The organism is Chlorogloeopsis fritschii PCC 6912 (assembly GCF_000317285.1).
Classification (GTDB): Bacteria; Cyanobacteriota; Cyanobacteriia; order Cyanobacteriales; family Nostocaceae; genus Chlorogloeopsis; species Chlorogloeopsis fritschii.
In genome coordinates this window covers 625,745-648,358 of record NZ_AJLN01000116.1, presented here as the reverse complement: position 1 = coordinate 648,358, position 22,614 = coordinate 625,745, and the positions used below count along the sequence as shown (strand labels likewise).

The window sequence follows — 22,614 nt, the reverse complement described above, 5'->3', positions numbered from 1 at the left end:
TTAAATATAAATTTTCCGCAAATATTAGGTGTTATTCTACATATGATTGTTACATTTCTTAACCATGTTTGGAACTGCCTCAAGGTAGAAATGTCTTTCTCCACAAAGACACAAAAATTCTTTAGGAAATAAATATATGTATTGGTAATGTAACAATTAATCAAGGCAAGATTTTTGACCGATATTAATAGTTGAAAATTTCTGTCTTCTTAGCAGAATTTAAGTTAATTTTTAGCCAATTAAAAATTAATTCCGATCCAAATAAATTTGCTAAGATTATGGTGTAGCTTGAAAATATAGTAGTTATGTTGTATAATTACGTGGTTTTGCCTAAAAAAGTAAGATAGAAAATTGTTTTAATTAAAGTTATTTTTTTATTTTGCATGAATCTAGTGGATAAAACAAAAAAAACATTTGCACTCACAACACCGCTATATTACGTAAACGATTTGCCCCACATAGGCAGTGCGTACACAACGATCGCAGCAGACGTAGTGGCACGCTTTCAAAGGCTTTTGGGGCGTTCGGTGCTGCTCGTGACGGGTACAGATGAACACGGTCAAAAAATTCAGCGTACAGCCGAAAGTAAGGGATTACCACCAAAAAAGTTCTGCGATGAAATGTCTACAGGGTTCATATCCCTGTGGCAATTGCTAGAGATCAAATATGATCGCTTTATTCGGACTACAGATCCTCGCCACGAAGCACTTGTCAAAGAGTTTTTCCAGCGAGTTTGGTCTAATGATGATATCTATCTGGGACAACAAAAAGGTTGGTATTGCGTCTCGTGTGAAGAATTTAAAGAAGAACGGGAATTACTAGAGGGACATCGCTGTCCGATTCACCCGAACAAAGAAGCTGAGTGGCGAGATGAGCAGAACTATTTCTTCCGTCTATCTAAATATCAATCTCAACTCGAAAAACTCTACCAATCTCAACCCGATTTTATCCAGCCAGAAACTCGTCGCAACGAAGTTCTAAATTTTGTCAAACAGGGCTTACAAGATTTTTCGATTTCACGGGTAAATGTAGAGTGGGGTTTTCCTGTACCAGCAGATCCAAATCATACCCTTTATGTCTGGTTTGATGCGCTCTTAGGATATGTAACGGCATTGCTAGAACCAGATGAAGAGCCAAATTTAGAAAACGCTTTAGCAAAATGGTGGCCAATCAACTTACATCTAATTGGTAAGGATATTTTGCGCTTTCATGCAGTGTACTGGCCTGCTATGCTGATGTCAGCCGACTTGCCTCTACCAGAAAGAGTATTTGGACACGGCTTTTTAACTAAAGATGGTCAGAAAATGGGTAAAAGCTTGGGCAATACCCTTGATCCCGTGGCATTAACCAGGAACTATGGTGCAGATGCCGTTCGTTATTACTTCCTTAAGGAAATCGAATTTGGCAAAGATGGCGATTTTAATGAAGTTAGATTCATAAATGTTCTCAATGCAGATTTGGCAAATGATTTAGGTAATTTGCTTAATCGCACTTTAAATATGGTTAAAAAATACTGTGCTGGCAATCTACCATCAATTACAACAGAAGATATTCCCATCGATAATCCCTTAAAAGTGATCGGATTACATCTAGGGGAACAGGTAAAAATTGCTTACGAAGCGCTAGCTTTTAACCAAGCCTGCGACGCTATTCTGAAGATAGTACAAGCCAGCAACAAGTTTATTGATGAACAAGCTCCTTGGTCATTGTATAAAAAAGGACAGCAACAGGCGACAGAAGCAGTATTGTATGCGGTTTTGGAATCAGTAAGGTTAGCAGCCTATCTCTTGTCTCCGGTTATACCCAATATCAGTAGTGATATTTATCAGCAACTGGGTTTTGAAATTGACTTTAACGAGCAATCGCAAACTGCCATTGTTGCCCCGTTTGACATTCATGGTACGTGGGGAGTACTAAGTGGCGACCAAAAATTGGGCGATCCCCGTCCTGTTTTTAAACGCATAGAAACACCTAAATAACAATTAGCTAGTTCTTTTCATTTTTAAATTCTGTGTACTTGAGCAGGGCTGATTCTATTAGCCCTGAAAAATGATCGTAAGCAACTCTAAACTTTTATGAAATTCTAAAAAAGTATCAATTATTACATCGATAAAAAATGAGGTATGACAACAATGTTGAATAATCTGGAAAACGACTCGATATTTACGCCAGAGCAAGTTTTAGAAAATCGGGGTCGCGTTGCTATATTTATTGATGGCTCAAATTTATTTTATGCAGCGCTACAATTAGGAATCGAAATAGATTACACCAAGCTATTGTGTCGATTAACAGGCGGTTCTAGACTTTTGCGTGCTTTCTTTTACACAGGTGTAGACCGGACTAACGAGAAACAACAAGGTTTTCTGTTGTGGATGCGTCGCAACGGTTATCGAGTTATAGCAAAAGATTTAGTGCAATTGCCGGACGGTTCAAAAAAGGCGAATCTAGATGTGGAAATTGCGGTTGATATGATGGCTTTAGTGGATTCTTATGATACCGCTGTGTTAGTCAGTGGAGATGGTGATTTGGCATATGCAGTTAATTCCGTTAGCTATCGGGGAGTGCGGGTAGAGGTAGTGAGTTTGCGTTCAATGACAAGCGATAGCTTAATCAATGTGAGCGATCGCTATATAGATTTAGAAGCTGTCAAAGAAGATATTCAGAAAACTCCACGTCAAAGTTATCCATATCGTCCTTTAACTAGCATGGATTTTTTGGAGCATCCCAGAGAAACAGCTGATGGGCATTTGGAAATTCCAGAATGAAACAGCACAAGCAAAGACACGGGGAAATAAGAACGCAAAGACGCGGAGCAATTTCCCCTCTACGCATCTATTATTACCTTTTGCCTTTTCCCTTACTTTTGCTCCTTGGGTTAGCTGGCTGTGGGGGAACTAAAACACTCACAAAATCGCCTATTGAAACTCCCCAAGACAAAGACACAGATAGCAAGTTAACTTTTTTTGCTGTCACTCTAGAACAGGCAGATGATATCGGACGGCCAATTTGGAAAGTCAGGGCAAAACAGGCAAAATACACTAAAGAACAACAAATTGGTCAGGCTGAAAGTCCATATGGTGAACTGTATCAAGATGGTAAAATAGTCTACCAAGTACAGGCACAACAAGCAGATATTGAACAGGATGGTAAGCAATTATTTCTTAAGGGAAATATAGTTGCTACAGATCCTCGCAATGGAACAGTGTTGCGTGGAAATGAACTAGAATGGCGTCCTCAAGAAGATTTATTGATAGTTCGCAACCAACTTTATGGTACTCATAAACAACTACAAGCAGTAGCGCAAGAAGCACGAGTGAAAACTCGAACTCAACGCGTAGATTTTTTTGGCAAAGTAGTTGCGAACTCGATGGAACCACCATTACAAATGCGCACAGAACATTTGGTTTGGCAAATTAAAGATGAAAAATTAATTGCCGATCGCCCTGTACAAATTGACCATTATAAAAATAATAAAATTAGCGATCGCGGTCGAGGGGATGCCGCCGAAGTTAATCTGAAAACTAAAATTGCTACCATAACTAAAAATGCTCAAATAGAATTACTCGAACCACCAATGCAAATTGCTAGTAATTCTATGACTTGGAATTTAAATACAGAAACTGTTATTACTAATAACCCTGTGCGGATATTCCATCGTGCCGAAAATGTGACAGTAACTGCAAATCAAGGTGAATTCAAGATACCCCAAAAAATTGCCTATTTAACAGGTAATGTTAATGGTGTTGGTGAGCGCCGCCAGTCGCTCAAATCGAATGCACTGACTTGGTTTCTAGACAAGAAATTAGTAGAAGCCCAAGGAGATGTGGTTTATATACAAGTTGACCCACCAATGACATTTACAGGTGAAAAAGCTATTGGTAATATCCAAAAGGAAAATATAATCGTGAGTGGCGGGAAATCTGGAAACAGGGTAGTAACAGAAATTATTCCCAAGGAAAGATTTGAGAGTCAATAGTTAAGGGTTAGATGTATCTTACTACGATCCCCGATTTCTTAGAGAAGTCGGGGATCTGGGTTTTTAGTTTTTAATTTGAGCGTACTAAATACTAGTGCTAATTGTTTAAAAAGATGTTAATAGAAAATTATAAATATCATTATTATTTTAGCGGTATTCCTAATAAACCACTAATTATTTTTCTACATGGTTTTATGGGTAACTCCTATGAATTTGAGGAAGTTATTAAGTTACTAAAGAACGAATTTTATTGTCTTGTAATTGACTTGCCTGGGCATGGGGAAACTCAAATTTTAGGTGGTGATGAATGTTATCAAATGGCAAATACAGCATTATCTTTAATTAATTTATTAGATGATTTAAAAATTCCTAAAGGTTTGTTAGTTGGTTATTCAATGGGTGGTAGATTAGCTTTATATCTTGCTCTACATTTTCACTACAGGTTTACCAAAGTTGTGTTGGAATCAGCTTCTCCAGGTTTGCCAACAGAAGTAGAAAGATTAAAAAGAATAAAAAGCGATGAGCAAATAGCAAGAAAGTTAGACAGAATCGTTGAAAAAAGTGATTGGATAGCTTTTTTATCACATTGGTATAGTCAGCCAATTTTTGGCAATATCAAAAATCATCCGCAATTTCAGCACTTGATAAAAATTCGGTTACAGAATAATCCACATGAATTGGCTAAATCTCTACGATTTATGGGTATCGGATGTCAGCCTTCTTTATGGGAAAAACTCAAGGACAATACAATTCCCTTGCTTTTACTCGCTGGTGAATATGATGAAAAATTTATAGACATTAACACAAAAATGGCTCATATATGTAAATCATGTCGCTTAAAAGTAATTAGCAATGCCGGACATAATATCCATTTTGAAAATACAATAGCATTTGTAGAAAATATCCGGCAATTTTTCTTAGAGGTAGAGCCGATGAGCTAGCGTTATCAGGCTAAACCTGATAATGAAGCATTTTTTAGAAGTCTAGTTATGTATGAGTTTTTATTTGGTTTGACAAATGACATTAGGAATTATTGAACCTTATAATGGCGGATTTCTAGAAATTATTCCGGAAGGAGAATATAGTGATTATTGGCTGATAGCAGCAATACATATCAATGGAGAAGTATTCCGCCCCAGCCCCCGATTTTATCGAAATGAAGAGCAAGCACTGAGAAAAGCACAAAAAATCTTTGATTGGATAGCTAGTTACAATAGTGAAATTCGCGATCGCGGATATTGGAACGAAGAAATGAGAATTTTCCTATGGCAGCAATCAAAGGATTATGCTTAGAAGTCTTTACCTGACTCCAATCTTGCATCGGTTGCTTAATTATGATTTTTGTAAAGTGGGCAATGTTGTTAGTTGACCCTTTTGTTGTTTTCTATTTGTCTTCAATTCTTCTTTCAACATTTTCTGATAAATCTGAGGCAAGTAAGGGCTTACAGAATTAGTTTCTATGCCATATCCCAAACTTGTCCATGTGGGTGAAAGTCGTCGCAATACCTCATTTAACTTTCCCTGTTTCAACAAGTGAGAAATATCAATTCCCCAAACTTCGGGATCGCTTAACCAACGATAAACTACTGCATCTTGATACTCTGCTTCAAAACTGTAAGAAACCCAAAACATCAACCGCGTAGGTTTAGGGTGATATTTAGGTGCTACTAAATACCAAGTTTTATTGATGATTTGATATCTGCCAGCAGCAGTGGAACAATTGCCTTTATTAGGGCCAGTAATAATTGTCACACATATCTCTGGATGGCGGCTCAAGTCGCTGACGTGCTGTCCACCGTACAAAATCGAATAGGGGCGATTGCTACTTGCTTCGCTAGCTGAGATAGTTCTCATTAAAGCACGGATATACGGATCGCCCCCTTTCATGACTAAGGGTGGTTGTTTGACTTGAAATACGGGATCGGGACGCGATCGCATATTGTCAATTATGTACCACTGAAACAAATACACGAAAGCCAGAAGAGCGGCTAGCGGCGCGATGAATTTTTCAGCGCCTTTGAGTTCAAAGCCTTTGAGAGTCCAATTCTTCAAATTTGCTTTTACCATCAAGAATATGAAAATAACAACTGAGGCGATCGTTTAGGCTAGATTGGTGATTGGTGATTGGGGATTGGTGATTGGGTATTAAGATTTCTTTATTCCTAGTTCCTAATCCCCAGCCCCTAGTCCCTAGTCCCTAGTCCCTAGTCCCCAGTCCCTATTTCTTGGATCAAGCAACGCTGGCAAATAGTTCCCCAAAGCTTTTAACAGCAGCATCTGGTTTAGCTACTATTTCCACAATTTTATTCCGTGCTGTTGGCTCAAACAACGCTTCGACACATACTTGGGCGACTTTTTGACGGGGAATGCTGCCTTCAAATAAAGTATCGGCGCTCTGCATGACGATGTGATTGGAGTTATCTTCGTTCTTCAAGCCACCTGGGCGGACAATTGTGTATGTAAGACCACTTTTTTGAATATACTCCTCAGCTTGTTTTTTCCAGACTAAAATTAACCAAAACAAGTTTAGAGGATGAAAAAACTGAGAAGCAGCCAAAGAAGAAACTAAAACAAAATGCTCTATTCCCTTAGCTTTAGCGGCATCGACTAAATTTTTAGTTCCCTCATAATCTACCTTGTAGGGGCCTGTTGGATCAAAACTGGGTTTTGCCCCCGTAGCACATAGCAATACAGTACAATCTCCTAAAGCAGCAGTTAGGCTTTGCCGATCTAAGACATCACCCTGAACTAATTCAACTTCAGCAGGCAGAATACTCCTTGCTTTCTGAATATCTCGCACTAAAGCGCGAACAGGAATACTCCGTGCTATCAGTTCTTCTACGATCCGACGACCGGTTTCACCTGTGGCTCCTGCTACAAAAGCTTTCATGATTAACGCTATCCTGGGAAACTAATATGGTTTGTTTTAGTTCTTATTTTAGAGATTCCATGAATTTTATGATCTGTTTTTAAGTTTTCAGTCAAAATGGGATCTTAATGCGAAAAGTATTGCTGAAGAAGGGAAATATTTATTTAGACGTTGATTAAAATCCATACAAGAATCCTTTATGATTTCCAAAAATCGAGAATATCAATCATTTGAAACAACAGAAACCGTTTTGTCTGTAGCGACGACGATCGCACAAGCAGATACCCAGCAAGCATCTCCAGAAGAAACTTCAAGAACATCAACTCGCTTTTATGGTCATTACCAGGATTGTATGGAAATGTTTGCCTCAGCAGACAAAGTCGCTGAGTATCTTCAAAATCATAATTCGTGGTTTTCGCGCTGTGCCGAGCCGATGAAGGTAGAACCATTGGGAGAAAATGGTTATGCTTTAGTAATTGGTCGTTTTGGCTCTTTTGGTTATGAAGTTGAGCCAAAAATTGGTTTGGAACTTCTTTGTCCAGAGAACGGTATTTACCGGATTCGCACTATCCCCATTCCTGGCTATCAAGCTCCTGGTTATGATGTAGATTATCGAGCTTCACTGCAACTGGTAGAAGGAATTCAGGATTGCGAAACTCCCAAGAATTCAGCCGAAATGACACACGTAGAATGGGAATTGAATTTAACAGTTGACATTCACTTTCCTAAATTTATTCAACGATTACCAAAGCCTTTAATTCAATCTACAGGCGATCGCTTACTTAACCAAATTGTCCGCCAAGTCTCCCGTCGCCTAACTCGCAAGGTACAGCAAGATTTTCATCAATCTTGGGACATACCTTTTCCTGCTAAATAACTAAGTAATCTATGAACAATTTAAAAATTAGCTATTAGCTAATGGCTAATAGCTAATGGCTAATAGCTAGTGACTAAGCATTACTGATGATTCTTTGCACAATTTGCACACCTGTGATGGCTTGCCAGGCAAAAAGCCCCAATAAGACAAAATTTAACAAAATATGAGTGGCACGTGCCCAATTAGCGCCTTTTTGCATATAAGGAGACAGCGACGCAGATAAGGCAATTAGACTTGTCATACCAAGTCCTGCGAGCAAGTGCGGCCCAACAAATAATTTTCCATTATTAATGTAAGTGACAGCCATCCCACCAACAGAGCCTATCACCATCAAAGCTAAGAGTATAGAGCCGATTTGGTAGTGTCTGACATTATATCTGCCTTTAACTAGTTCTTTCTTTTGTTCACCTTGAGCATTTCTGGTACGCTGCACTTGTAGCCCCAAGTAGGCAGCATAAATGCTCATTAATAATAGTGCCCACATCATGATTGGGTGAAAGAATTGCGACCAATATTTGACCGATGGCGATAGTTCCAGATTCATAGCCTTTGCCCCATTTATTAAATCTTCATAAAAATTAGCATAACGCTAATTGGGAATGGGGGATGGGATGATGAGGAGTGGGAGAGGGGGACAACCGGAAAAGGGGACAAGGAGACAAGGAGACAAGGGGAGCAATAAAAAATTAACCACTAACTACTAACCACTAACCAATGACTAATGACTAAAGATTTATTAATAGCTGCTAAAAGAGGTGATATCAAGCAGGTACAAATCCTATTGGCTTCGGGTGCAGTACCTGATGTGAGCGATCGCGATGGCACAACAGCGTTGATGTTTGCTGCCAATTTAGGCTTTACAGAAATTGTGCGATCGCTTCTGGATGCTGGGGCAAACCTCAATTTACAAAGAAAACGCTATGGTTTAACAGCTTTAATGTTGGCAGCGAGTGCCAATCATCTTGATATTGTGAAGCTTTTAATATCAAAAGGCGCAGATGTAAATGCCAGAAATGAAGATGGCAGTACCGCTTTAATGGCAGCAGCACTCAAAAATCATGTAGATGTGGTGCGAGTTTTATTGGCTGCTGGTGCAGATGTGAATATCAAAGATAAGGATGACGATACTGCTCTAAAATTAGCACTACAGCAGGGATATCCTGCTGTAGTGCAAGCTTTGTTAACTGCTGGTGCGGATGTGAATTTTCAAGAGGAAGAGGGCGAAACCGCATTGCTCCTGGCAGTTGACTTGGGACATTTGGAAGTTGTAAAAGTACTGTTGGCAGTAGGGGCAAGCGATCACAATACAGCGCTATTGGCAGCAGCAGCAGCAGGACATAGTGCGATCGCCCAAGCTTTACTTGATGCAGGCGCTGATGTGAATTTTCAAGATCAAGATGGTGAAACTGCCCTACATTTAGCGGCTGTAGAAGGTTATACGGATGTAGTCAAGATTTTGCTAAGTAGGGGTGTCAATTTGCAAACGAGAAATCTTCTTGGCGACACACCATTACTTGTAGCTGCATTGCAGGGGCACAGTCAAATTGTTGAGGCACTGCTAAGGCATGGGGCAGATGTGAATGTCAAAAATTGTGGTGAGGTACCTTTAACCCTAGCAGCAATGCACGGACACGTTGAGACGACAAAAATTTTGTTAGAACATGGTGCGAATGCCAATAGCCAAGGAGATGATGGTAAAACCGCTTTAATCAAAGCAGCAGAACGCAATCACATACAAGTGTTACAGCTACTACTAGCAAAAGGTGCGGACGTCAATTTTCAAGACTCAGCAGGAGCAACAGCTTTAATGTGGGCTGCATCACGGGATTACACAGAAACTACGCAACTTTTATTACAAGCAGGCGCTGATGTGAATGTAAAAAACCAAGGTGGTTATACCGCTTTGATGCTAGCAGAGTTTAATGGGTATAAGGATGTGGTAAGGTGTCTTCAGAAAGCAGGGGCACAAGAGTAAACATAGAAGTATTTCATCCCGTTGTCTCAAGTTTATGAAGGTACAAACAAAGTGCTGTTAGCTGAATTTTTCCCGCTTAGTGCGATCGCCACCACTATTACAGGCGCAAAAAAGCTAGAAGTACTTTCCCAAAATCATGGTGCAACTCTATGGGTGCCGGAAGATTTAATCCATATTAAAGGTGCAAAAAATTACACTATTTCTCTGAAATATCACATAGCCCAACTATGGCAGACACAGCGTGCTTTTGTATTTTGTTTAGCCACAGGTGCGGTGGTACGACTAATTGCTCCTCTGTTGCAACACAAATCTACAGATCCGGCGGTAGTGGTAGTAGATGAAACAGGAAGTTTTGTAATTAGTTTGTGCAGTGGGCATCAAGGTGGTGGAGATCAGTTAGCAAAGTTAATTGCTTTACAACTGGGGGCAACACCTGTTTTAACTGGTGCTTCTAATGGTTTAGGATTGCCAGCAGTAGATATGCTAGGAGTTCCCTTTGGTTGGCGTCGGGGTAATGGGGAATGGACTGGTGTTAGTGCAGCAGCGGCGCGGGGCGAAGTTGTGCAAGTCATTCAAGAAGTTGGTTCTACTCTGTGGCAAAATCATTTACCCCCAGGACATTCCTTTGAGTTCGGTGCATCCGTAACACCAAAGGCGAAAATTTGGATTACTGCCAAACTCCCTTCTACTCCCGCACTCCCCGAAATCTACTGGCATCCGCGCGTGTTGTGGGTAGGAATTGGTTGTGAGCGCGGAAGTTCTCGCCATTTAATCGAAACGGCTATTGGGCAGGTATTTAGAGAACATCAACTGGCAGAAGATGCGATCGCAGGAATTGCCACTATCGATATTAAAGCTGATGAAGTTGGTTTGGTGGAACTTTGCCAAGAGCGGCATTGGCCTTTAAAAACCTTTGCTGCTGATGTTCTGCGGACAGTTTCTGTTCCCAACCCCTCCCAAGTTGTGGAAAAAGAAGTGGGAACACCTAGTGTGGCTGAAGCTGCTGCTTTATGCGCAGCAGACGAAGTGAGGTTATTTGTCCCCAAGCAAATTTTTCGATTGCAGAGAGAGCTAGGCGCTGTCACCATCGCAGTTGCCGAAGCAGAAAAAGAATACATCGGACGTACTGGAAAAATTTTACTTGTTGGCACCGGGCCGGGACAATTAGATCAAATAACGCCAGCTGCTAAAACTGCCATCAGTAGTGCAGAAGTCGTGATTGGTTACAGTCTTTACATAGATTTAATCAATTCTCTGCTTTCTCCTGGGCAGATTGTAGAATCTTTACCAATAACCAAGGAACGCCAACGCGCACAACGGGCAATTGAGTTAGCCAACTGGGGGTTGAGTGTAGCAGTTATTTCTTCTGGAGATTGTGGAATTTACGGTATGGCAGGTTTGGTGTTGGAAGAGTTGCAAAGTATAGGTTGGGATGGGAAGACACCGAGCATCCAAATTTTTCCTGGAATTACGGCTTTGCAAGCGGCAGCATCGCGGGTGGGAACACCATTAATGCACGACTTTTGTGCGATTAGCTTAAGCGATTTACTCACACCTTGGGAAGTGATAGAAAAGCGTTTAGAAGCGGCGGCAGCGGCTGATTTTATTACAGCCTTATATAATCCGCGATCGCAATCTCGTACCAAACAGCTAATAATTGCTGGAGATATCTTTCTTAAGTACCGCGATCCTAATACACCAGTAGCAGTAGTGCGATCGGCTTACCGTCAAGATGAGGAAATTACTCTTACCACTTTGGAAAAATTGCTTGATGTTACAGTTGATATGTTGACTACAGTATTAATTGGCAACTCCCATACTCGCACTCATGCCAACTGGATGATTACACCGCGGGGATATTTGGGTTTTGGTAGTTAGTAGAGAGATAGTGGTTAGTGGGTATTAGTTAGTGGTAAGCAATCAACAACTAATTACTGTACAAGTAGGTTGAGAAGATAAATCGTCGGTTTTAACCAAAAGATAAGCAACAAAACCTGCTCCTAACAATCTACAAACTACTTACTACTGTACGGGCGGGTTTAGAAGATAAATTATCAGTTTGAACGGCAAGATTATCTACAAAACCCGCCCCTACTAACACTTTCTACTCAACTGCTCTCAGAAAATAGTTGATTGTACTAGAGATAATTGATAGTACAATTGAACCTAATAAAGCAGCTATGGGGCCTTCGATTACAAAACCATAACTAGGAGTGAGGTAGCTTGCTAGCCACAGAGTAAAACCGTTAATGACGAATGTAAATAAACCAAAGGTCAACAAGGTAATAGGAAATGCCAATATTTTCAAAACTGGACGAATAATGGCATTAACAATGCCAATTACAGCAGCAGCAACAAGGGCTGTACCAAAATTATCTACTTTGAAACCAATGTTGAAGCTTTGAAGGATGTAAGCAGTTATTAGCAGTGCTATTGCTGCGCCTAGCCAAGTTAATAAAAAGTTTTTCATAGATTCAATATTTAGAATTATTGATTTATCTCCTTGAATTCAGAACATTCCTAAAAGTTTTATGTCTGACTTTTTCAGTAGTAAACTTTAATACCAATTTTCAGAAAGAGTGCTGCACTCAGATTAAGATTAAGTAGACTTCCTCAATTCAATATTCACTATCATACCTGCGTTATGTTCCCTTTTAAAAAGCGATTTTCCTGCCGTCTATAATATATTTAATTTAACCTACGTTTATTTATTGCAAACTTCATTTTTCTCGTTTGAGTACTGGCATTTCATCATCGCTGCATTAGATGTATTTCACTCATCCTATTGAAGTTTGTGTTTGTGGTTCCTTTTTTCAAAGGGATGAATTAAAAGATGAAGTCTATTTTCCTAATCAAAGCTTCATCTTTGGAAAATAGACTTCTTCAAATTAACAAACAATACTGATGCTAACCTGCGGCACGACCAATAATTCCCATCTGGCGATCAACAACATTCTCCTCTTGCTCTCCAGTAGAAGGATCGGGAATTGGTACATCAACATTGTCAGATTCATGAACAGAATCATTTAAATCTGGTTGTTCATCCGATTCACTCACCTCTGGATATTGAATAGCTGGAGTACCCACACCCGAATAATCAGCACGAGAGGTATCAGAGCCTGCATCTGGAGTTAGTTCACCACTACCATGTTGGGTTGCCCCTGGCGTATTAGGGTTGTAAAATTCTTTAGGATTCATTTAACTTCTCCAATTCCAAGTCTAAACAATCAAAAAACACACTTTTAACCTGCAGAATTTTTCTGTAGGCTTTTAAACATTGTTCAAATTGGTTTGGAACTTTTACATCAATCGCAAGGGATAAACTCGCACTCAATGCCTAACGTTGTTGCAGTAAAACTTTCCAGGTTGCGTTACCAACTACACCATCAGCTTCAATACCGTGGCGTTTTTGCAGTGCGATCGCTGCCGCTTGTGTTGCCTCCCCAAAGTTGCCATCAATATCACCTTTAAGCAAGCCCAGTCTTTTCAGAATTTTTTGCAATTTTACAACTTCGGAACCACGCATTCCTACACGCAAAATTGGGAATCCTTCTGGAGTGTATTGAATTCCAGGGATTTGCTGAGAGCGAGGAGTTGGCTGAATCAGAGGAGTTGATTGAGAGCGACGATTACCTTGTTGCGGCGAGCGAGTTGTTTGTTGCTTATGAGTGGAGGATGATTGTGTTTTAGGCTTATTTTGTGAATGAGTCGGTGTAGTTGTTTTCTGATGTGGTTTTGTAGGTTGTGGCTCAGAAGTGGTAGCAACTGTTTTAGGAGTATTCACACTTTGAGTTGGAACAGGAAAGTTGTTTGGTGGATTGGATGCAGAAGTTGGTGCAGAGACTATTTCGCTGGGGAAAAGCCTTTGCCAGGTATTGATATCAACGATGCCGTTGGGATTTAAACCTGCTGCTTGTTGAAATTGAGAAACAGCCGCAGCAGTAATTTCGTTATAAATCCCATCTACTGTACCTGTGTAAAAGCCCAAAAGTGTCAGTGCTGCTTGCAGTTCAGACACAGGTTGCCCTTGGCTGCCTAGTTGGAGGGTAGGGCGATTGATCCGATCTTGAGCAATTACTGGAGCAATGTGTTGTGATGTCTGTGCGAATGATACTAAAGTCGAGGTGCTAAAAAGTAAAGGTACAAAACTATACAATATGATTTCACTTCCTAACAGGAATTTTGGCCTCTGCCTGACTTCTAACATCCAGCATTTCACAAATGGTTTTAGCGAACTAGCCTTTGTGCTACCTTTCATGGAACAATGCCCCTCGTATCGGTAAATACGGGTATAACACGCGATCGCAGAAGTTGTTTAGATTTTGGCTCACAAATATGCGTAACAACCGCGACTCGTTAGCGTTGTTCATCTGTTATGGAAGCGCACTCTTTACCGCTTCTTCTTGTCCAACTAAAGACACATAGGGTTCCCGTAAATACCGAGATGCAACTGCCATTGCATCGGCAGCACTCACATTGGCGATAAGTTCCTGAAATTCTCGATCAAATTCAACTCCTAAACCCAAAATTTCATACCAACCATATATCTGAGCAATTTGAGCATTAGTTTGTTTGCCCAAAGCATACTGCCCCAAGATTTTATTTTTTGCAGATTGCAGTGCGTCTTCTGTAAGTGGAGTAGTAAAAAGTAAATCTACTTCTGTCCACAATCCAGAAAGGGCTTTTTTGGTATTTTCTGGAGCCGTGCCCATGTAGACTACAAATGTCGCAGGAAATAAGCGTGTGGGGTAAAAAGCAGATACTTCGTAAGCTAAACCCTGCTTTTCTCGTAATTCCACAAATAAGCGACTGGAAAGCCCATTTCCTAAGTATGTAGATAATAGCTTCAAAGCAGCGTAGTCAACAGAATTTACGGCTGCTCCAAAATAGCCCAGCATGACAATTGATTGTTGGGTTGGTTGAGGTGCGATCGCTACTTGTGGTTGTACATTTGGATCGGGTAAATAAAGCTTTGCTAGAGGTGTATCAGGAGCTGACCAATCACCAAAGACTGATTCTACCACTGCAACTGCATCATCTGGTGTGATTCGACCAGCAATACTGATTACCAGATTATCCGGGCGGAAATAAGTTTGGTGGAATTGTACCAAATCCTGACGAGTGAGGCGACTCATCGTTGATTCATCTCCCAAAGCTGACATAGCGTAGGGATGTTCTTGGTACATTACTTGCCGCAGCTGCTCGAAGGCAATGGTAAATGGATGTTCTTTCTGGGAGCGAATATCTTGTAGGGCGATTCGCCGTTCAAGTTCCACTTCCATTTCTGGAAAAGTAGGCGATCGCAAAATTCGCCCCGCTAACGCCAAAATTTCTGCAAAATCGGATGTTACTGTCTTCAAAGACATTAAAAAATAATCAGCGGCTGTATCCGCGCTCAAACTTGCCCCAACAGATTCTACACGTTCGGCAATTTCTAAACTCGAAAGTCCATCACATCCTTTTGTCAGTACTGCAGACAGCAAATGCGCCAATCCTGCTTGCTGTTGCTTTTCATAAGCGCTACCGACACGAATAAAAATTCGTGCTGCAATGATATCTGCCGTTGGGTTTTCTGATAGGAGTAGCACTATACCATTGCTGAGTATAGTGCGATGAATATGGGGCTTGTGCAGGGAGGTTGTCATGATCTTAGTCAATGTCAATAGTCAATGGTCAATAGTCAACGGTCAATAGTCAAAAATTTTTGGACTTTGGACTAATAACTAATGACTAATAAGGTTTAAGTATTGTAACTGCGTAATGGTTTGGTGAAAGATACTCTTTTGCTAATTGTTGCAGTTCTTGGATGTCAAAAGACTTAATTTTTTCTAGATACGTCACCGCCACTTCTGCTTGGGCGATTGTGTTGTAGTAACCATAAAGCCCTGCCAGTTGATTTGGTGTTTCTGTAGAAAATGCAAAATCATTGCACAGCAACCTTTGAGCGCGAGCGATTTCGCGATTGCTCACACCAGTACTCTGCAAATCACTCAAGTGGAGACGAATTAAAGACTCGACTTGCTCCAAATTTTCTGGCTCCAACCAGGCAGTAATTGTAAATAAACTCGACTCTCTTTGTAAAGAAAAATTACTGCAAATTCCCTGCACCAATTGCTGCTCTTCCCGCAAGTCTCGCACCAAGCGTGAAGTTCGCCCTTCTGCTAATATTACCGACAATAAATCTAAGCCATAGGCTTTGCGGATCTGTTCTACTCCAGGGCCAGTCCATCCTATCATTAACCGCGCCTGCTCTAGCCGAGGCAAATACAACTCTTGCCGGCGAATTCCTGCAATGATCGGTTCTGCAAAGTCTTGATGATGCAGACAGTCATAGCTGGGTTCAGCAAAATTATTAAATGTGCGACTAACTAATTCAAATGCTGGTTCCTCGGCTATCCCCCCAACAATCACTACTGTCATGTTTTCCGGTTGATAGTGAGTGCGGTGAAAACGGCGCATTGCCTCTGGTGAATGCTGCATCAATTCTTGTTCTGTACCCAGCACTGAACGCCCATAAGGATGATGCTGATAAATGCTTTGGATCAGGGCTTGAAATCCAATCCAATCCGGATCGTCTTGGCAAGAGCGAATTTCCTCTAATACTACATCCCGTTCGCGGCTAAATTCATCGTCTGGTATTGCCGCATTCTGCAGTAGTTCTCCTAGATAAGGTAAAGTCTCCTCAAGGAAAGGGGTAGCTGTGGTAATACAGTAATGGGCGTAATCATAGCTTGTTGCCGCATTTGTTACCCCACCCCAGTTTTCAATCTTTTGATCGAAGATTCCAGGTAAAAGCTTGGCTGTGCCCTTAAAGATCATGTGCTCTAGAAAGTGAGCCATTCCAAACCACGGCTCTGGCTCTACTTTGGCACCAGCACGTACCCAAACATCTGCTACTACCACGGGAGTGGTGGGTATTTCTTGATGAATAAACGTTAAACCATTAGCTAGTCTAAAAACCGAGGCTGGAAACACTGTTATAAATTTAATTTATGTAACAAATTTTTTGAAATTGAACCACGATGTATCGCAATTTTGGGATTTTAACTCTTATCTCTAAACAAATTAGAATCAACTGATACATATTCTGCCTGAGCAGAATTTAGACGGTTAGATTGAAAATTATTCAGAGATAGAATTTCCATATCCACATACTCCAAAATACTTACGAATTTTTATTTTTTATTTTTAATTTTTACGAGCAAAATATAATTATTTTTAATAATTAAAGCTCCCAAGCCTAATTTGACTTCAGGAGCTAATAGTTTTTAATTCACCGCAACGCCGTTTTACCTAAGTTTTTGACCTGGAAATAACCAGGTGGGTACCGATTTTTCTCGTTTAAAGTTTCCGGGTACATAGCCACGGTCTACTGCCACGAAAAATGTTGGTTCCCTTAACTTTCAAGTCATAGATCACAAAACTTGTTGGCAGTCACCAACGTTGCAGTGCAATAAACTCATTATAGCCTTCAAAAATAATGTTGTGCGTGCAAATTAGATTTTTTTTACGGATTTAATTTGGGTACCAGATATTTTCTATTGTGCGAGCGATCGCCATTGCTTCATCGCGATTTTGATGGTTTAACAAAACGTTGACGTGTCCCAACTTTCGACCGGGACGCGATTGGATTTTACCATACCAATGAACTTTAGCTTGGGGAATTTGTGCTATTTTTTGACGCTTCACAATATAGTCACTTGTGGACGTTTCGTAACCTAGTAAATTTATCATAATAGCACATGAGCAAATCAAATTAGAATTGCCCAAAGGCAAATCACAAACAGCTCTTAAATGCTGTTCAAATTGGGATATTTCGCAGGCATCAACAGAAAAGTGCCCAGAGTTGTGAGTACGGGGTGCAATTTCATTCACCAGCACTTTATTCTCATGGGTGAGAAACAATTCAATCCCAAAAACTCCCACTGCTTCTAAGCCATTTAGGATCATACGGGCAATTTCGTTAATTTCTGCTGCTACTTGTGGTGAAATTTCGGCTGGCGCGATCGCTCGCCGACATACTTGTTTTTCTTGTTGAGTTTCTACGATTGGGTAAATCGCAACTTTCCCATCTACAGAACGTGCTGCGATTACCGCTAGTTCTCGTGCGAATGGAATAAATTCTTCTAATAAAAAGACAGAATTGGATAAAAATGTGTTTGCAGGGGTTGCAGCCGTTAATTTTTGTTGTAAGCTCTCTGCGTCTTTAATAATAAAAGTGCCTTGACCATCATAACCGTGACGGCGAGCTTTCAAAACTACCGGAAAATCTAATTTATTAAGGACTAACAACTCACAAATGCTATCGCTTCCACTTCCTAGTTCCTGACTTCCAACTGTATCAACAGCAAAGAACTTGGGAACAGGTAGCCCCAAATCCCGTAAATAGCAGCGTTGGTGGTATTTATCTAAAAGGGGAGCCAATGCTTCTAATCTAGGGCGAAAGCATACGCCTTGCTTTGCTAAAACTGATAAAGCTTCAAGATTAACAAATTCATTTTCAAATGTAATGACATCACACTTGCTGGCTAGAATTGCTGTAGCCGCAGCATCGGCAACTGGGGCAAAAACAGTATCGTGAGCGATTGCCACGGCTGGATCGTTGGCGCTCGGAGTTTGGACTATCAATTCCACTCCCAGTTTATTTGCTGCACCTGCCATCATCCAGGCAAGTTGTCCGCCACCAATTACACCAACACGCTTCATTTGCACCCCAAAGAATTACCTAGTTACCAAGCTTTTTTCTACAGTTCTTAAGCTTATCACCACTCTAGCAAATGCTTTCATTGCGATTCGCACTGCCAGCAAAACCATATATATAGTATTGTTTCGCTAAGAAGCATTATGCGATCGCAAATTTAGTAGACAGTAAACGAGGCACTCGCTGATTCAATGTCACACTATGAATGGGCTTAAAGTCATCTTGCGTCTACCTTCAAAGCCCTTACTACCGTCTCCCAATTATCGCGATAGGTAAAGCAACTCATACTTAATATCTGTAAAATATTTACGCTTTGACTACTTATATTATTTGTTACCTATCAAAATAAATATTCAAACGAAATATGTTGGAAAATTGCGACTGCTACTTGTTTTACTCAAGCATAGCAATCATAATTATTACATCTAGATTTGAGGTTAGATAATTTTTACTTAGAATTAATACTTAAATTTAAACTAGAAGTGGTATTAAATGTAACTTAAATCATATTAGACTTAAGTTGTAATATTAAATATTATACCTTTAAACTCTAAAAAATAAGTATATATAGCTGGCTGCAACTAAGTGCAAGGCTCTCCAAACAAAAAATTTCTATTAATCATTCTCTATTGTCAAATTCAATCTCAATCTCAACGATAGATATAAACAATATTTAAATGCTCTTATTATATATCCTTATCTATATATAAATCATATCCAGTAGAACTCAGCTTTTGGCATCAAAAAATAAATACTCCAAAGTACTACAGATATGGCGTTTCAGCTAATTTCTCAGACTCCTACTAGCTCCCAGAGTCTGGTTAAACGTCTAAATATACACTTGAAGAATACCGTCCTTCCTAGAAGCGAAATCTTCAATTAATCTTCCTTACTTAACTAGATTAAAGTAAAAATTAACAAATACTTAAGCATTCAGCAGCAATAACGATCTAGTTTTACTACTAATTGCAAGTAAACTTTTAATAACTTATTTCTTTCAAAGTATCAAATTTAGCTGACAATAGTTTCCAAAGTATCAAATTTGTCCAACAATATATATTACATTTATGCAATGACCTCATTTCCTTGAACATTCACATCAGAGTATCCACAGGAACTTACACTGTTAGCAACATCAATAAAATATCAGTATTGATGAATTAATTTATACCAGTGTAAGTCTGAGTTCAACAAATTTAATCTCAGGGTAGGTGTGTATGAGCAGTGAAAATAAATTTATTCCTTAGTAGCCTACGACAATCTTTTCTGCTTTAACATCTACCTTTTGGTTGAGATTAATTACCAACAAAGTCCGACTACTTCTAAATTCTCCTGTATGAGTTGAGCCATGATTCGGCACTCATGGCAAATCACAAAGAGATTTTAGGCAACTTTATCTATCAGTAACGTACTCTATTATCAAATCCTACAATGATGTATCCCACTAGTCGCGCACAACATACAGCTGCTTCATATAATTCAAGCTTACCTGGAACTCTGCCCCAAAGGTTATTCACTCGTAGAGAAGTCATTCCAGCACGCAATGACGTTTTGTGGAGAATCGAGCGTGGAGCGGTTCGGACATTAACCTGGAGTGAAGATGGAACATTTATTACTTTGGGTTATTGGGGACCAGGCGATTTGATTGGTTATCCCTTATCTAAAGTGAAACCTTATCAAATTGAGTGTCTGACCAGTGTGGAAGTGAGCCTATTACCACCACATCTGTGGAATCAAGATGTTAACAGTTTAATAACCCATATTCAACAGGCAGAAGAACTTTTGAGTATCGTACATCGAAAACCAATATACTTGCGTTTGTGGCAGTTTCTGGTCTGGCTGAGTGAAAAATTTGGTCGGGATGTAGAACAAGGTAAACTCATTGACCTCAATGTTACTCATCAAGAAATGGCAGAAGTATTGAATACAACAAGAGTAACTGTAACGCGCTTACTACAACAGTTTGAGGAAGAAGGTAATCTTTTACGTCACAAACGTAGAATCATTCTACGTTTGCCTAATGAAGGATTTAAAAATAATGAAAAAACGCGAAAAAGTCCATTAGATAGCTTGCATTAACTACCCCTAGTCTTGGTATAATTGGTGCTGAAATTGTGGCTAAATTTCCACAAAATAAAAATATTCTGTAAATTTAGCCATGATTAACTCAGTAGGTGTGAGTGAGATAAACACAATGACAAAGTTATTCTGGAACTGGTTAAAACTAAGTCCAGTCGTATTTGCAACAGCTTTATTTGCTACTAACAGTGCCTTTGCTGGAGAAGTACAGCAAGACTTAAACCAAGATGCAACCTCTGTAACCCAGTTGTCTCAGAATTCTAGCGGCAACAACATGGGTCAGGTAACATCTGTTTCTCAATTTTCCGACGTACAACCTACAGACTGGGCGTTCCAGGCACTACAGTCTTTAGTTGAGCGCTACGGATGTATTGCAGGTTATCCCAATGGCACATATCGCGGTAACCGTGCTTTAACCCGCTATGAATTTGCCGCAGGTTTAAATGCTTGCTTAGACCGGGTCAACGAATTGATTGCTACAGCAACAGCTGATTTAGTAACCAAAGAAGATCTGGCAACTTTACAGCGTTTGCAAGAAGAATTTTCTGCGGAATTAGCTACACTGCGCGGTCGTGTTGATGCCTTGGAAGCTCGCACTGCTGAGTTAGAAGCAAATCAGTTTTCTACCACAACTAAGTTAGTTGGGGAAGCGATCTTCAACGTCGGAGGAGCTTTTGGGGATGAGAAGGCTAACGGCACTGGTGATGATGTAGACGATAATATAACTTTCTCTAACCGAGTTCGTTTGAGCTTGAACAGCAGCTTTACTGGTACTGACCAGTTGCAAACCCGTTTACAGTCTGGTAACCTAACCAACTTTGGTACAGCAGCGGGTACTAACATGACTCGTTTGGGGTATGACAATGATACTGACAACGAAGTCCAAATCGATAAACTTAACTACGCTTTCAATTTGAGTGATGCAATTCGTGTCAAAGTAGACGCCAATAACGGTGAGTACTACGAAAACATTAACAACTTTAACCCCGACTTTGCTAGCTCAGGACGAGGTGCTCTTTCCCGCTACGGTCGCTTTAGCCCCATCTATCGTCAAGGTGCGGGTGGTGCAGGTTTGACTGTAACCTTCAACCCCAAAGGCTCTTTGTCTGCATCTGTGGGTTATTTAGCTGGTGGACGTACTAACGATGCTAGCAGCCCTCTAGCTGGAGAAGGTCTATTTGATGGTAACTACTCTGCCCTTGCTCAGATAGCTTTCCAACCCAGTGAGTCATTCAACGTAGGTCTGACTTACGTCCGCACTTATCAAAATAGTCAGGGTGGCGTCAACCTGTTTGAATCCACTGGTAGCGCTTTTGCTAGCCAACCATTTGGTGCTGTTGCTACTTCTTCTAATAACTACGGTGCACAAGTTAACTTTAGACCTACTTCTAAATTGGCTATTGGTGGTTGGGTAGGTTACACTACCGCGGAAGCTGAGGCTGGGCCTGATGCAGACGCAGATATTTGGTATTGGATGGCTAATTTAGCTTTGAGAGACTTTGGCAAAGAAGGAAATCTACTCGGTGTTTTCTTTGGTCAACCACCCAAAGTTACCAGCAACGATATTGGCGCTCGTGAAGATGATGGCACTTCTTATCACCTAGAAGCGCTTTATCGTTACCAACTTACCGACAATATTGCTGTTACTCCTGGTGTGTTGGTTATCTTTAATCCTGAGCACAACGATAACAACGACACCGTGTATGTAGGTACACTTCGTACTACCTTCACTTTCTAAGACTGTTTGGTAGCAAGTAAAAGCCCGCCATATGGCGGGTTTTTATTTACAGTTGACTTTTGAGATCGGTTGGTGGGCGATCGCTACTCCAAGCCCACCAGGCACAATTACATTTACATTGGTAGAATTCTTGCCATTTGCGACGATAGTCTTCTGTAATTACAGGTGAGCGACGATTGATCCAGACTTGCACAGCTTCTCGGCTACTGGCATGGCAATTAGGACAACAAAATTCGCGAGCATGAATTGCCTTGTGTGTCCATTCTGGCGAGGTGGGAGCAAAAGCTTCTATAGTCATTAGTCATTAGTCATTAGTTATTATATTTGTACCTTACAATCCAATAGATTGAGTATTTTGACACTCTCACCCCTACGCCTTACACAAATAGATTTTTCCTT

Annotated in this window: 20 protein-coding genes and 1 other RNA gene; 10 read left to right on the top strand and 11 right to left on the bottom strand. The window is 40.4% G+C overall.

Annotated elements, in window-relative coordinates; translation table 11 throughout:
• The first annotated feature begins 383 nt into the window (after positions 1 to 383).
• The 5 genes from metG (at position 384) to UYC_RS0126685 (ending at position 5,269) form a co-directional block, all read left to right on the top strand.
• Positions 384 to 1,979, top strand: coding sequence for a methionine--tRNA ligase (metG, locus tag UYC_RS0126705; protein WP_016874225.1), 1,596 nt, complete (start codon positions 384 to 386; stop codon positions 1,977 to 1,979).
• Positions 1,980 to 2,132: 153 nt separating this feature from the next.
• Positions 2,133 to 2,765 (top strand): LabA-like NYN domain-containing protein, encoded by a 633-nt coding sequence (locus UYC_RS0126700; RefSeq protein WP_016874226.1) that lies wholly within the window; start codon positions 2,133 to 2,135, stop codon positions 2,763 to 2,765.
• Positions 2,762 to 3,976, top strand: coding sequence for an LPS export ABC transporter periplasmic protein LptC (gene lptC / locus UYC_RS0126695; protein WP_016874227.1), 1,215 nt, complete (start codon positions 2,762 to 2,764; stop codon positions 3,974 to 3,976). Before UYC_RS0126700 ends, lptC begins: the two co-directional genes overlap by 4 nt.
• A gap of 113 nt (positions 3,977 to 4,089) precedes the next feature.
• A complete protein-coding gene (gene menH, locus UYC_RS0126690) occupies positions 4,090 to 4,917 on the top strand; it encodes a 2-succinyl-6-hydroxy-2,4-cyclohexadiene-1-carboxylate synthase (protein ID WP_016874228.1) in 828 nt (275 codons plus the stop codon).
• Positions 4,918 to 4,993: 76 nt separating this feature from the next.
• On the top strand, positions 4,994 to 5,269 hold the full coding sequence (locus UYC_RS0126685) for a hypothetical protein (protein ID WP_016874229.1): 276 nt from the start codon (positions 4,994 to 4,996) through the stop codon (positions 5,267 to 5,269).
• A 39-nt stretch (positions 5,270 to 5,308) separates the two neighbouring features.
• On the opposite strand, the gene UYC_RS0126680 is transcribed toward UYC_RS0126685, so the two are convergent.
• The gene (locus tag UYC_RS0126680; protein ID WP_016874230.1) at positions 5,309 to 6,043 is read right to left on the bottom strand and encodes a glycoside hydrolase family 24 protein; all 735 of its coding nucleotides are present in this window, start codon (positions 6,041 to 6,043) and stop codon (positions 5,309 to 5,311) included.
• A gap of 163 nt (positions 6,044 to 6,206) precedes the next feature.
• Complete coding sequence (locus UYC_RS0126675; protein ID WP_016874231.1) at positions 6,207 to 6,866, bottom strand: NAD(P)H-binding protein; 660 nt, start codon at positions 6,864 to 6,866, stop codon at positions 6,207 to 6,209.
• A 178-nt stretch (positions 6,867 to 7,044) separates the two neighbouring features.
• On the opposite strand from UYC_RS0126675, the gene UYC_RS0126670 reads away from it, so the two are divergent.
• Positions 7,045 to 7,722, top strand: a complete 678-nt coding sequence (locus UYC_RS0126670) for a DUF1997 domain-containing protein (protein ID WP_016874232.1) — start codon at positions 7,045 to 7,047, stop codon at positions 7,720 to 7,722.
• Positions 7,723 to 7,795: 73 nt separating this feature from the next.
• On the opposite strand, the gene UYC_RS0126665 is transcribed toward UYC_RS0126670, so the two are convergent.
• Positions 7,796 to 8,266 (bottom strand): DUF4079 domain-containing protein, encoded by a 471-nt coding sequence (locus UYC_RS0126665; RefSeq protein WP_071588434.1) that lies wholly within the window; start codon positions 8,264 to 8,266, stop codon positions 7,796 to 7,798.
• 177 nt (positions 8,267 to 8,443) lie between these two features.
• Between UYC_RS0126665 and UYC_RS0126660 the strand changes: the two genes are divergently transcribed.
• Both UYC_RS0126660 and cobJ read left to right on the top strand, forming a co-directional pair.
• Entirely contained in the window at positions 8,444 to 9,697 is a 1,254-nt protein-coding gene (locus UYC_RS0126660; protein WP_016874234.1) for an ankyrin repeat domain-containing protein, read from the top strand.
• A 51-nt stretch (positions 9,698 to 9,748) separates the two neighbouring features.
• Positions 9,749 to 11,575, top strand: a complete 1,827-nt coding sequence (gene cobJ / locus UYC_RS35775; protein WP_100227217.1) for a precorrin-3B C(17)-methyltransferase — start codon at positions 9,749 to 9,751, stop codon at positions 11,573 to 11,575.
• 226 nt (positions 11,576 to 11,801) lie between these two features.
• On the opposite strand, the gene UYC_RS0126650 is transcribed toward cobJ, so the two are convergent.
• From UYC_RS0126650 to UYC_RS0126625, 7 genes are all read right to left on the bottom strand, one after another.
• Positions 11,802 to 12,167, bottom strand: coding sequence for a phage holin family protein (locus UYC_RS0126650; RefSeq protein ID WP_016874236.1), 366 nt, complete (start codon positions 12,165 to 12,167; stop codon positions 11,802 to 11,804).
• 437 nt (positions 12,168 to 12,604) lie between these two features.
• Complete coding sequence (locus UYC_RS0126645) at positions 12,605 to 12,895, bottom strand: hypothetical protein (protein WP_016874237.1); 291 nt, start codon at positions 12,893 to 12,895, stop codon at positions 12,605 to 12,607.
• A 139-nt stretch (positions 12,896 to 13,034) separates the two neighbouring features.
• The gene (locus UYC_RS0126640) at positions 13,035 to 13,904 is read right to left on the bottom strand and encodes a peptidoglycan-binding domain-containing protein (protein ID WP_016874238.1); all 870 of its coding nucleotides are present in this window, start codon (positions 13,902 to 13,904) and stop codon (positions 13,035 to 13,037) included.
• Positions 13,905 to 14,070: 166 nt separating this feature from the next.
• The gene (locus UYC_RS0126635) at positions 14,071 to 15,342 is read right to left on the bottom strand and encodes a M16 family metallopeptidase (RefSeq protein ID WP_026087432.1); all 1,272 of its coding nucleotides are present in this window, start codon (positions 15,340 to 15,342) and stop codon (positions 14,071 to 14,073) included.
• 85 nt (positions 15,343 to 15,427) lie between these two features.
• Positions 15,428 to 16,672: a M16 family metallopeptidase gene (locus UYC_RS0126630; RefSeq protein WP_016874240.1), complete on the bottom strand. Its 1,245-nt coding sequence runs from the start codon at positions 16,670 to 16,672 to the stop codon at positions 15,428 to 15,430.
• A 294-nt stretch (positions 16,673 to 16,966) separates the two neighbouring features.
• Positions 16,967 to 17,152, bottom strand: a non-coding RNA gene (ssrS, locus tag UYC_RS36125) — 6S RNA.
• Between the two features lie 60 nt (positions 17,153 to 17,212).
• Positions 17,213 to 18,403 (bottom strand): 5-(carboxyamino)imidazole ribonucleotide synthase, encoded by a 1,191-nt coding sequence (locus UYC_RS0126625; protein ID WP_016874241.1) that lies wholly within the window; start codon positions 18,401 to 18,403, stop codon positions 17,213 to 17,215.
• A 1,429-nt stretch (positions 18,404 to 19,832) separates the two neighbouring features.
• On the opposite strand from UYC_RS0126625, the gene UYC_RS0126620 reads away from it, so the two are divergent.
• Positions 19,833 to 20,477, top strand: coding sequence for a Crp/Fnr family transcriptional regulator (locus UYC_RS0126620; RefSeq protein ID WP_016874242.1), 645 nt, complete (start codon positions 19,833 to 19,835; stop codon positions 20,475 to 20,477).
• A gap of 115 nt (positions 20,478 to 20,592) precedes the next feature.
• Positions 20,593 to 22,215: an iron uptake porin gene (locus UYC_RS0126615; protein ID WP_016874243.1), complete on the top strand. Its 1,623-nt coding sequence runs from the start codon at positions 20,593 to 20,595 to the stop codon at positions 22,213 to 22,215.
• A 46-nt stretch (positions 22,216 to 22,261) separates the two neighbouring features.
• On the opposite strand, the gene UYC_RS0126610 is transcribed toward UYC_RS0126615, so the two are convergent.
• Complete coding sequence (locus tag UYC_RS0126610) at positions 22,262 to 22,513, bottom strand: hypothetical protein (RefSeq protein WP_016874244.1); 252 nt, start codon at positions 22,511 to 22,513, stop codon at positions 22,262 to 22,264.
• Positions 22,514 to 22,614 lie beyond the last annotated feature (101 nt).